This is a genomic window from Rhizobium sp. UFLA01-1127 (assembly GCF_059803845.1).
In genome coordinates this window covers 47,831-58,321 of sequence record NZ_JAUQTZ010000025.1, presented here as the reverse complement: position 1 = coordinate 58,321, position 10,491 = coordinate 47,831, and the positions used below count along the sequence as shown (strand labels likewise).

Genomic DNA, 10,491 nt, shown 5'->3' with positions numbered 1-10,491 from the left:
CTACGCGAATGCATGGATCGACGGCCGGTTTAACGTCTATTTCCTGAATTCCGTTCTTGTCGTGTTTCCTGTCATAGTGGTCAGCATCATACTTGGAACGTTGATGGGCTTCGGCTTTGCGTTCCTGAGCTTCCCGTTCAGACGCACCATCTTTGCCCTTTTGACCGTCGGCATGATGGTGCCGACCGAAGCCTTCATCATTCCGCTCTATTATGAAATGCGCCATGTCGGGCTTATCAATACCTACGCGGCGCTGATCCTTCCGCAGATTGCCATGTCGATGCCTTTCGCGACCATGTTCATGGCAAGCGCGATGCAGCAGCTGCCATCGGAAATCGTGGAGGCGGCGGTTCTGGATGGGGCATCGAGACGCCATATTTTATTCAAGGTCATTGTACCTCTGACATTACCGGCAATGTCCACGCTGGCATTGTTCCTATTTATCTGGACATGGAACGAGTTTCTTATTCCGCTTGTCCTTGTCAACGACGACAACTACCGCACATTGCCGATCGGGATGCTGTTTTTCCAGGGGCGCTATACAGTCAATACCCCTGTACTGACGGCAGGCGCCGTCATCGTCATCGGCCCACTCATCCTCGCCTATATGTTCTTTCAGCGGAAACTCATCACAGGGCTCACAGCCGGAGCGACGAAATGATTCGTGATGTGCCGAAGCTTCAGCTGATTTAGAGCCTTTCCGCCTTTCTTCGAATCGCGAAGACGCTCTGGTCAATCCGAATGTGTCGGTGCTGGCGCCGTCTGCTCCGATGCGGAAAGCTGGATGAGGCCGCCAAGCGTGAAGCGGAACAACCGATCTGCCAGCTCCTCATCCGTCGTCGTTTCCCGTCCAAGCGCCGGGATGATCTCGGATACACGCTTTTCAGCCACCAGCAGCATGAAACAGGGCGCCATAGTCGAAAGCGCGGCCTGGGCGACCAGCGGATTGTCCGGTGTCACGCCGATGATCTGCGCGATGACACCAAACAGCAATGCCTTCTTCGGCTCTATCTCCTCGCGGCGAAGCTTGTCGATATGAGGTGTCGGCGCGATCAGTTCACGAACGATCACCTTGGCCGGCCAAGAATTCTCGTTGCCTGTCCGCACGACCTTGACCAGCAGCGCGATGAACAGGCGCAGCTTCTCCCTCGGATCGATATCCGCAGCGACCGTGCGGGCAAGTACGTCGTAGCTCATCAGGCGATGATGGGCTTCTGCAAGAACGTCTTCGTATAGAGCCTCGACGCCGCCGAAGTGGTAGTTGACCGCCGCCGCATTCGCGCCTGCGCGCAAGGCGATTTCTTTGGCGGTCGCGCGGTCGAAGCCGAATTCGGCGAAAACGGCGCCGCCGGCTTCGAGCAGGCTCATGCGCGTGGCCGCGCCGTCCTGCCGATCCCGGGACCGCGTCGATCGTCTGTTGCCTCTGACCATTGCTCGGCCTTTCATTAATTCAAATATTAATTTGAAATTTGAATTTGACAAGTATTATGATCGCCCTCGGATCGATCTCGGTTATCGTTCGTTTCATCAGAGCCGGCTTTTCGTTTGGAGTTCAAACAAGGCATGCAGCGCATCATCGTCATCCTGGTCCTCTTGTTCGCCGTGGCAGGCGGCGCCTGGTGGTATTTTCATCGCGACAGCGGTTCGAAGGAACTCGTCCTCTACGGAAATATCGATTTCAGGCAGCTTACCGTCGCCTTCAACGGCAGCGAACGTGTGGCTGAAGTCCTTGCCGAAGAGGGCGAACAAGTCAAGAAAGGGCAGGTCCTCGGCCGATTGGATACGAGCCGGCTCTTGCCTCAGGTTGCGCAGGCCGAGGCACAGGCGGCAGGCCAGAGCGCCAATCTCGCCCGCCTCAAGAACGGCAGCCGTCCGGAGGAAATCGCCCAGTCGCGCGCCAATTTGGAATCTGCCAAGGCGGAGGCTGTCAATGCCCGCGCCCAGTTGGCACGACAGGAAACGCTTGCCCCCAAGGCCGTCGTCAGCCAGCAGGCCCTGGATGAAGCCCGTTCGGCATCTGCCGTCGCAGACGCCAAGGTCATCGCAAATCAGAAAGCGCTCGATCTGCTCGTCGTGGGTTCGCGCGCAGAAGATATCGAGCAGGCGCAAGCGCAGTTGCAGGCGGCGCAAGCCAATGTCGCGCTTCTGCACCAACAGCTTGCGGACGCGGAACTGAAGGCCCCCGTCGATGCGATCGTGCAGTCCAGGCTTATCGAGCCCGGCGAAATGGCTTCCCCCACGCGCGCGGCCTTCTCGCTTGCGACCATCAGTCCGAAATGGGTGCGTGCCTATGTTTCGGAAACACAGCTTGGAATGCTACGTCCCGGCATGAAAGCTTCGGTCACCGTGGATTCGCTGCCGGGACGCACACTCCAGGGATGGATCGGTTTCATTTCTTCCGTTGCCGAGTTCACGCCGAAATCGGTCGAAACGGAGGAGTTGCGCACAAGCCTCATCTATGAAGTCAGGGTGTTCGTTGACGATCCGGAAAACGTGCTGCGGCTGGGTATGCCGGCAACCGTCAGGCCGCTTCCGGACGAACGGACGGCTCCTCCAACCGCGCAGCGGCAATAGGACGAGGATGTCATGAGCGGCGATCTTTCGGTGATGGCAGGCAATATCCGCAAGACGTTTCGCCGCGATACCGGTGAAACGGTGGAGGCGCTCGCCGATGTTTCCCTCGACGTCCGGAAAGGCGCTCTGACGGCACTCGTCGGCCCGGACGGCGCAGGCAAGACGACATTGCTGCGTCTGGCATGCGGCCTGATCGCGCCGGACAGCGGCAGTTTGCAGGTGATCGGCGTCGATGTCGGCAAAGAGCCGCAGCACGTCCAGGACCGCATCGGCTACATGCCGCAGAAGTTCGGTCTTTATGAAGATCTGAGCGTTCAGGAGAACCTCGATCTCTATGCGGATCTACACGGCGTGGCGCAATCCAGGCGCGATGAAACCTATCCACGCCTCTTCGAGATGACCCAGCTCGGCCGTTTCAAGGAAAGGCCGGCCGGAAAATTGTCGGGTGGCATGAAGCAGAAGCTTGGCCTTGCCTGTACTCTGGTACGGGCGCCCGAACTGCTGCTGCTCGATGAGCCCACCGTCGGCGTCGATCCGTTGTCTCGGCGCGAACTCTGGGACATCGTCTTCAAGCTCGTCAGGGAGGATGGGCTTTCCGTCATCGTCGCGACGTCCTATCTCGACGAGGCCGAACGCTGCGAACATGCTGTGCTCATGCATGCGGGAAAGGTCCTTGCTCAAGGACCGCCTGCCGAAATAACGAAAAAGGCGCAGGGCCGCTGTTTCATGGTCCGCACACCGGAGGGCATGCAGGCACGATCCCTGCAGGCACGTCTGTTCGCACTGTCAGGCGTTGTCGATGCCGTCCCTGAGGCTGGCCGCGTCCGAATTGTGCGCAACGCGGATCAGAAGGACGAACCGTTGCAGGTAGATGGTACCACGCTTGAGGCGGAAAGCGTGGCTGCCCGGTTCGAAGATGCCTTCATGATGCTGTTCGCTGCCGTTGCCGGAGACGCCGAGCGCAGAACGCAGACCGGACAGCCGTCGGCGGATCGCAATGGCGGCGAAACGGTCGTGCAGGTCCGCGACCTCGTTCGCACGTTCGGAGATTTCACGGCCGTAGACCATATCAGCTTCAGTGTCCGCAAGGGCGAGGTCTATGGTCTGCTCGGCCCGAATGGGGCGGGAAAAAGCACGACCTTCCGCATGCTGTGCGGCCTGCTTCCCGCAAGCGGCGGCACATTGATGGTCGCCGGCGCCGACCTGCTGAAGGCAGGCGCGAAGGCCCGGGAGCGGCTGGGCTATGTCGCGCAGAAGTTTTCGCTCTACGGTCAGCTCAGCGTCGACGAGAATCTGGAGTTCTTCGCAAGCGCCTACGGGTTGCGCGGCCGGCATCGGAAGGACAGGATCGCCGCTTTGAAGAACCAGTTCGAGCTGGATCAGTTTTCAAGACTGCCGAGCGGGCAGCTTCCCGGTGGCTTCAAGCAGCGGCTGGCGCTTGCCGCCGCGCTGCTGCATGAGCCTGACATTCTCTTCCTGGACGAAGCGACCAGCGGCGCCGACCCATTGGCAAGGCGGCAGTTCTGGGGACGGATCACTGCGTTGTCCGAACAGGGTGTGACCGTCATCGTGACGACGCATTTCATGGAAGAGGCCGAATATTGCGACCGGATCATCATTCTCGATGCCGGCAGGAGCCTGGCGGAGGGAACACCGGTCGAAATCCGCGCCCATGCCGGGATGGACGGCGAGGCGGCGGCGACGATGGAGGAGGCGTTCATCGCGATTGTCGAGAAGGAGCGCCACAGACAGGCGGAGAGAGCGGCATGAACGAACCCGTCGACAGCTCCCCCGGACGTGGATTGCACACAGCGTTACGACGCATCCGTGCATTGATCCGCAAAGAGACCTGGCAGCTTCTGCGCGACCCGAGCAGCATCGCGATCGGGATCGTCATGCCGGTGGCGCTGCTGATTCTGTTCGGATACGGCATCAATCTGGACGTGAAAAACGTTCCCGTTGCCATCGTCATGGAAGAGAATTCAGCCGAGGCGCGCGGGCTCGCATCGGCCTTCGAGCTCTCCAGCTACTTTTCGCCGAAACCGGTGACGACGATGGCGGAAGCGGAGAGAATGCTCCGGTCATCCAAGGCCAGGGCAATCCTGCGCATTCCTTCGGATTTCGCGCGCGAAATGGCTTTAGGCAACGGTGAAGTGCAGGTTGTCGTCAACGGCAGCGATGCCAACACGGCGCGTATTTCGCTGACTTACGCCGAGGCGGCGGTTGGCGTCTGGGCCGCAAAGGAAGCATCCCGCGGAGCGGCGCCCGCCGGCAGCAGTGTAGCCATCGAATCCCGGCTTTGGTTCAACGAAGCCAATGACAGCAGCTATTTCCTTGTCCCGGGCCTCGTCGTCCTCGTCATGACTCTGATCGGCGCGCTCCTGACCGCGCTCGTCATGGCGCGGGAATGGGAACGCGGCACTTTCGAGGCGCTGTTCGTCACGCCCGTCCGCTCGAGCGAAATCCTGCTCGGCAAGACCGTTCCCTATTTTCTTCTCGGGCTTGCCGGGCTTGCGCTCTGCGTCGTCGGCAGCCGGCTGCTCTTCGGCGTGCCGCTTCGGGGATCGCTGCTGATCCTCACCTTCGTATCCATGCTCTATCTTCTGGTGGCGCTCGGTCTTGGCCTCGCCATATCCTCCGTCACGAAGAACCAGTTCATCGCAAGCCAGGTTACCGTTCTCGTCACCTTCCTGCCGGCGATGATGCTCTCGGGTTTCATGTTCGATCCGCGGAGCATGCCCTGGGCCGTTCAAATCATCACCTATATCTTCCCAGGGCGGTATTTCGTCACCCTCCTGCAGACCCTGTTTCTCGCTGGCAATATCTGGAGCGTCATTCTGCCCAATGCAGCCGTGCTGGCGGCCATGGCCGCGGCGCTTCTGGCGCTTGCCGTGCGAATGACCCGCAAAAGGATCGCATAGCCATGTTGATCGCATCGCTTCTGCGCATCGTAACCCTCATCCGCAAGGAACTCCTCGTTATCCTGAAGGACCCAAGAAGCCGGGCGAGCCTTGTCGTACCGCCCATCCTCCAGTGCCTGATCTTCGGCTATGCCGCTACCTACGACCTCAACTTGGTCCCCTATGCGCTCGTCGATCAGGACAGGACGACAACGTCGAGAAACCTGGTCGCAAAACTGGAGGGATCGGGCATCTTCGAGCGGGTAGCGACGCTGACGCAGACGGGCCAGGCCATAAGACTTCTCGATGCCAAGCAGGCCGTCCTGATCATTGTCATCGAGCACGATTTCGAGAGACAATTGGAAGCAGGCGCCTCCGGCACGGTACAGGTCATCGCCGACGGCAGGAATTCCAACACGAGCGGCATCGCGCAAGGCTATGCCAACACCATCGTCAGCGGCTTTACTTCTGACTGGCTTGCAGGGAAGGGAAGTTCCAGCAACGCCGTGCAGGTGACGACGCGCGCCTGGTACAATCCGCAGCTTGAAACGCGCTGGAGCATGGTCCCTTCGCTCATCGGAACAATCACCATGCTGATGACGATGATGCTGACCGCCATGTCCGTCGCGCGCGAACGCGAGGAGGGAACCTTCGACCAATTGCTGGTGGCACCGTTCACGCCGACCGAGATCATGATCGGCAAGGCCGTCCCCTCGATGATCGTCGGCATCACTCAGGCATCGACGATCCTGCTAGTGGCCTTGTTCTGGTTCCGTATCCCGTTCGCCGGCTCTTTCCTGACGCTCTATCTCGGGCTCAGCCTCTTCTTGGCCGCGGCCATCGGTTTCGGCCTGTTCCTGTCGTCGATTGCCGCCAACATGCAGCAGGCGATGATTCTCGGTTTCGTCTTCCTGATGCCGTTCATGCTGCTGTCGGGACTGATGTCGCCGACCGACAACATGCCGAAGGTTCTCCAATATGCGACGATGATCAACCCGCTGAAATATGCAATCCGCATTACACGCAGCGTCTATCTCGAAGGTGCCGGTCTCGGCACGCTGCTTCCTGACATGCTGGCATTGGTCGCCATTGCCGCCGCCACGATGCCGGTTGCTGCCTGGATGTTCCGTCACCGCCTGAACTAGATCCCGGGCCGGCCCTCACCAGTGACCATCGAGGCGCCACGCCGCATCAGGCTCGTCAATGGCTGCCCAATCTCTAAGCGTATCCGTGGTCGCATAGAAATTGGGCTACGGCGCCGAAGCATCGTTCAGCCGTGCCTTCAAGCGTATCATCGGTGCTCTACCGAGCCAGTTTCGCAAGGGCAGCGCAGCTGAAACGAATTCCTTCCCTATGGATTGAAGCTTTCACCACCGGGAATGTGCAATGTCGGCTGCGATCTGTTCAGAGAGAGCCGGCCTTCGTAGTCATGGCGCTCTTCAACGGCAACAGCGCGTGAGACAATGTAGACAGCAGAATGTCTCTTGGCACGCCGTCGGCGGCTTGTACCGACAAGCCGTGGAGAAAGGCGGCGTAGAATTCCGCGAGCGCGCGTGGGTCCGCGTCAGGTTTCAACTCGCCGGTCTCCAACGCCTTTCTCAGCCGCTCGTGCAAGGAAGAAGCGCGGTCCCGCCGATAACGGCCAAGCCGCGTACGGACGGTCTTGCTATTGATGGTGTAATTGGTCGCCGCCATCACAATCATGCAGCCGCGTGGGCGATTTGGACGCGTGTAGAGCAGGACCGCATCCCGCAGAAGCCGCTCGAAGACATCGAGAATGTTCGATTCTTCAGTCAAGGCACGAGTTGCAAATCCGCCTTCGCCAGAAGCGTATAGCATGACCGCTTCCTGGAACAGCGCCTCTTTCGATGTGAAAGCGGCATAGATGCGCGCCGACGCGATACCCAAGGCATCGACGAGGTCGGCCATCGAGACACCTTCGTAGCCTCGCTCCCAGAAGAGGTCGCGGGCTTTGGCCAGCGCCTCATCACGATCAAATTCCCGCGGCCTTCCTGCCATGCTCCGTTCCAATCTTTGTTATTCAACAAATAATCGTCTTGACTCGGCTGTGCAAGCTTCACATTATTTGTCGATCGACAAAGAATTGACGGAGAGATAGATGGACCACATTGCAGAAAGACCGTCGCTCGAAGCCCGCCCGACAAATTTCAACCGCACGGCTGCGCTCGCACTCCTCGCATTCGCGCAGCTGATCATCTCGCTCGATATCAACATCGTCTTCGTAGCCTTGCCTAAAATCGGCGAGGGCCTCAGCTTCTCAGGTCAGACGCTGCAATGGGTCGTCAGCGCCTACACGGTGTTTTGCGGCGGCTTCTTGCTATTCGGCGGGCGTGCGGCGGACCTTATCGGCCAACGCCGCTTGTTCATCACGGCGCTCGGGCTTTATGCGGCATCCTCATTGGTAGGGGGATTGGCATGGGAACCCGCGATCATCATTGCGGCACGAGCCGTCCAAGGGATCGGCGGCGCCTTTCTCTTTCCCGCCACGCTCTCCCTCGTCAACCGGCTGTTCCAGGAGGGGGCGGCGCGCAACCGGGCTCTGGCGGTCTGGGGAGGGGCCGGCGCCAGCGGTCTTACGATCGGATCGCTCGCGGGCGGCTTTCTAACAAGCGCTTTCGGCTGGCCGTCGGTGTTTTTCGTCAATGTCTTCCTCGCCGCGCTTGCAATAATCGCAGCGTTTTTGGTCATCCCGCAGGATTCTCGCCGGTCTCATGGCCGCGCCTTCGACCTGCCGGGAGCGCTGACGGTTACCGAGGGCGCCACCCTGTTGGTGTTCGCGCTCGTCCAGGGACCGGTGTTCGGGTGGAGTGCCGCGCCGATCCTTTCCGCCTTCGGTCTATCGGCGCTTCTGCTGCTGGCATTCATGATCATCGAGTCGCAAAGCAGCGATCCATTGATGCCTCTCAGACTGTTTGGCAATCGCATGCTCGTGACGAGCATGGCCATCACCTTTCTCTACATGGGTACATTTGGAGCCTTGCCGTATTTTTTGACCGTGCTGTTTCAGGATATCCACCACTTCACAGCCTCGCAGACGGGCCTCGCCTTTCTGGTTCCCTCGCTTGCCATTGCCGCCGGCACTCAAATCGGCGAGCGTTATGCGTCACGCTTTTCGGCACGATCGACATTGATCGCGGGAATGCTGATGGGGGCGGCGGGCACCGTCATCATGGTGGCCGGGGCATGGCCCGAAAGCAGCTACGCAGCCATCGTTCCCGGTCTGCTGGTTTCCGGAGTTGGTCAGGGCATCGTGTGGACCGCAATGTGGATTATCGCAGGTTCCGGAGTACCGGATAGCGAACAGGGCGTTGCATCTGGGATGGCATCGACAACGATGAACATAGGTAACGCCGTTGGCCTCGCCGTCCTCGTTGGCTTTGCCAATGCTCATGCCGGTTTCGCAGAGGGCGAAGTGTCGGCCGGCGATCTGGCGAGCGGCGTTCGTCTCGCATTTTGGCTTTGCGCCACGGGCGGCGTCATCGCCACGATCATTGCCGTGGCGGCGCTGATCCGACCGCGGCAATCATAGTGAAGCCCGACAAGCATCTGCCGCGCGTCCGTCCTCAAGGAATACCCTGCGACCTCATTCCTTCCCTCGATCGGCCCAGTGGCGGCCACTCGCCAACGTCGTAGCGATACAACAGCGGCTTGCTCCGCTGATCGGCGCGCCGGTGCTGGAGCTCGTTGAAAAGCGGGCGTGAGTGTACGCAAACAGACCGAAATCATCCGGCTGGTGGCAATTGCCGGCTGACATGTATTTTGATGGTGCCGAACGGGTGTTCGACCGTGTCGCCCTGACCTTCATCTTAATTCAATCGACGTCCCACCGGGCAAGACGTGGCAGTCAGTCTGACATCGTCGGACTCCACGCGAACCAGCGTCTCCAACGCCTGGCGGATGAGTGCTGCGGTTTCCTTGGTGCCTGTCAACGATCTAGCCCTGTCCATGAGGGCCTCGTCGAGAATGATGGTTGAGCGCATCACTATGCATTCTTGTTGCGGCACCAAAAACAGCCCATTCGGTGATAAAATCTATGCCTTCTTCGACATTGATACAGCAGGCTCCTCTTTCAGGTTCTCGGAAATTGAACGGATCACGCCCAAGGAGATAGGAAGCGGCGTGTCCTGGAAGACAGAACCGAGTCGAGCCAGTTCTTCGTGGAAATCACACCTGTCCGCTTCTCAGTGTCGCTCGTGTGCGAGGAATTGGCGAAAACGCTCGGATTTTGGATGTTTGAAAAGTTCCGCCGGCTCGCCCGTCTCTTCGATAACACCCTTGTGGAGAAACACGATCTTATTGGAAACGTCGCGCGCGAACGCCATCTCATGCGTTACGACCAGCATGGTTCGTCCCTCCTCGGCAAGCGAGCGCATGACTTTAAGCACTTCGCCAACAAGTTCGGGATCAAGCGCTGAAGTCGGCTCGTCGAAAAGCATAACCTTCGGCCGCTGCGCGAGAGCACGAGCAATCGCCGCGCGTTGCTGCTGACCTCCAGATAGATGCGCTGGATAGAAATTTCGCTTGTCGGCGATTCCAACTCGTTCAAGCAGCGCTTCTGCTTCCGCGACGCATTCGGCGCGGTTGCGTTTCTGCACATGCACCGGCGCTTCGATTACATTTTCCAAAATGGTCATATGCGACCAAAGATTAAAGCTCTGAAACACCATGCCGATGTGTTCGCGCAGCCGATCGACCTGCCTGCGATCGGCAGGCTCGGTCCTGTGGCGTCCTTTTTTCAGGGAGAACATCTCGCCGCCGATGCGTATCTCGCCACTGTCTGGCACTTCAAGCATATTGATGCATCGAAGCATCGTCGACTTTCCCGAGCCGGAAGAGCCCAAGATCGATATGACGTCGCCTTCGTTGGCCTCTAGCGAAACGCCTTTGAGAACCTCCAGCGGGCCGAAGCACTTTCTGAGATCCTTGACCGAAACGGCAGCGCTCTTTTGTATGTTATTGCTGGCCAAGACTGTTCCCCTGATGGACATGCGTACTC

Annotated in this window: 9 protein-coding genes and 2 pseudogenes; 7 read left to right on the top strand and 4 right to left on the bottom strand. The window is 59.3% G+C overall.

The features are described 5' to 3' along the window. Positions 1 to 661, top strand: a 661-nt coding sequence (locus Q4Q11_RS08925) for a carbohydrate ABC transporter permease (RefSeq protein ID WP_498569273.1), incomplete at its 5' end; no start/stop codon positions are given. 71 nt (positions 662 to 732) lie between these two features. On the opposite strand, the gene Q4Q11_RS08920 is transcribed toward Q4Q11_RS08925, so the two are convergent. Beyond that, positions 733 to 1,368, bottom strand: a complete 636-nt coding sequence (locus Q4Q11_RS08920; protein WP_498569272.1) for a CerR family C-terminal domain-containing protein — start codon at positions 1,366 to 1,368, stop codon at positions 733 to 735. Positions 1,369 to 1,563: 195 nt separating this feature from the next. On the opposite strand from Q4Q11_RS08920, the gene Q4Q11_RS08915 reads away from it, so the two are divergent. From Q4Q11_RS08915 to Q4Q11_RS08895, 5 genes and pseudogenes are all read left to right on the top strand, one after another. Next, positions 1,564 to 2,574, top strand: a complete 1,011-nt coding sequence (locus Q4Q11_RS08915; RefSeq protein ID WP_498569271.1) for an HlyD family secretion protein — start codon at positions 1,564 to 1,566, stop codon at positions 2,572 to 2,574. Positions 2,575 to 2,586: 12 nt separating this feature from the next. Continuing rightward, positions 2,587 to 4,344 (top strand): ATP-binding cassette domain-containing protein, encoded by a 1,758-nt coding sequence (locus tag Q4Q11_RS08910; RefSeq protein WP_498569270.1) that lies wholly within the window; start codon positions 2,587 to 2,589, stop codon positions 4,342 to 4,344. Beyond that, complete coding sequence (locus Q4Q11_RS08905) at positions 4,341 to 5,495, top strand: ABC transporter permease (RefSeq protein WP_498569269.1); 1,155 nt, start codon at positions 4,341 to 4,343, stop codon at positions 5,493 to 5,495. The genes Q4Q11_RS08910 and Q4Q11_RS08905 overlap by 4 nt, the downstream gene beginning before the upstream one ends. Positions 5,496 to 5,497: 2 nt before the next feature. Then, positions 5,498 to 6,619: an ABC transporter permease gene (locus Q4Q11_RS08900; protein WP_498569268.1), complete on the top strand. Its 1,122-nt coding sequence runs from the start codon at positions 5,498 to 5,500 to the stop codon at positions 6,617 to 6,619. Between the two features lie 44 nt (positions 6,620 to 6,663). Continuing rightward, positions 6,664 to 6,836, top strand: a pseudogene (locus tag Q4Q11_RS08895) (helix-turn-helix domain-containing protein); the annotation flags it as partial. Between the two features lie 42 nt (positions 6,837 to 6,878). Here Q4Q11_RS08895 and Q4Q11_RS08890 read toward each other — a convergent pair. Continuing rightward, entirely contained in the window at positions 6,879 to 7,493 is a 615-nt protein-coding gene (locus tag Q4Q11_RS08890) for a TetR/AcrR family transcriptional regulator (protein WP_498569276.1), read from the bottom strand. 100 nt (positions 7,494 to 7,593) lie between these two features. Here Q4Q11_RS08890 and Q4Q11_RS08885 point away from each other — a divergent pair, with 100 nt between their 5' ends. Further along, positions 7,594 to 9,024: an MFS transporter gene (locus Q4Q11_RS08885; protein ID WP_498569267.1), complete on the top strand. Its 1,431-nt coding sequence runs from the start codon at positions 7,594 to 7,596 to the stop codon at positions 9,022 to 9,024. 331 nt (positions 9,025 to 9,355) lie between these two features. Here Q4Q11_RS08885 and Q4Q11_RS08880 read toward each other — a convergent pair. Both Q4Q11_RS08880 and Q4Q11_RS08875 read right to left on the bottom strand, forming a co-directional pair. Then, positions 9,356 to 9,475, bottom strand: a pseudogene (locus Q4Q11_RS08880) (type II toxin-antitoxin system VapB family antitoxin); the annotation flags it as partial. A 201-nt stretch (positions 9,476 to 9,676) separates the two neighbouring features. Then, the gene (locus Q4Q11_RS08875) at positions 9,677 to 10,483 is read right to left on the bottom strand and encodes an ABC transporter ATP-binding protein (RefSeq protein WP_498569275.1); all 807 of its coding nucleotides are present in this window, start codon (positions 10,481 to 10,483) and stop codon (positions 9,677 to 9,679) included. Between the last annotated feature and the right edge of the window lie 8 nt (positions 10,484 to 10,491).

Coding starts and splice junctions, on each gene's coding strand:
- Q4Q11_RS08920 (WP_498569272.1), bottom strand. CDS start 1,368: ATGAGCCTGCTCGAAGCCGGCGGCGCCGTTTTCGCCGAATTCGGCTTC.
- Q4Q11_RS08915 (WP_498569271.1), top strand. CDS start 1,564: ATGCAGCGCATCATCGTCATCCTGGTCCTCTTGTTCGCCGTGGCAGGC.
- Q4Q11_RS08910 (WP_498569270.1), top strand. CDS start 2,587: ATGAGCGGCGATCTTTCGGTGATGGCAGGCAATATCCGCAAGACGTTT.
- Q4Q11_RS08905 (WP_498569269.1), top strand. CDS start 4,341: ATGAACGAACCCGTCGACAGCTCCCCCGGACGTGGATTGCACACAGCG.
- Q4Q11_RS08900 (WP_498569268.1), top strand. CDS start 5,498: ATGTTGATCGCATCGCTTCTGCGCATCGTAACCCTCATCCGCAAGGAA.
- Q4Q11_RS08890 (WP_498569276.1), bottom strand. CDS start 7,493: ATGGCAGGAAGGCCGCGGGAATTTGATCGTGATGAGGCGCTGGCCAAA.
- Q4Q11_RS08885 (WP_498569267.1), top strand. CDS start 7,594: ATGGACCACATTGCAGAAAGACCGTCGCTCGAAGCCCGCCCGACAAAT.
- Q4Q11_RS08875 (WP_498569275.1), bottom strand. CDS start 10,483: ATGTCCATCAGGGGAACAGTCTTGGCCAGCAATAACATACAAAAGAGC.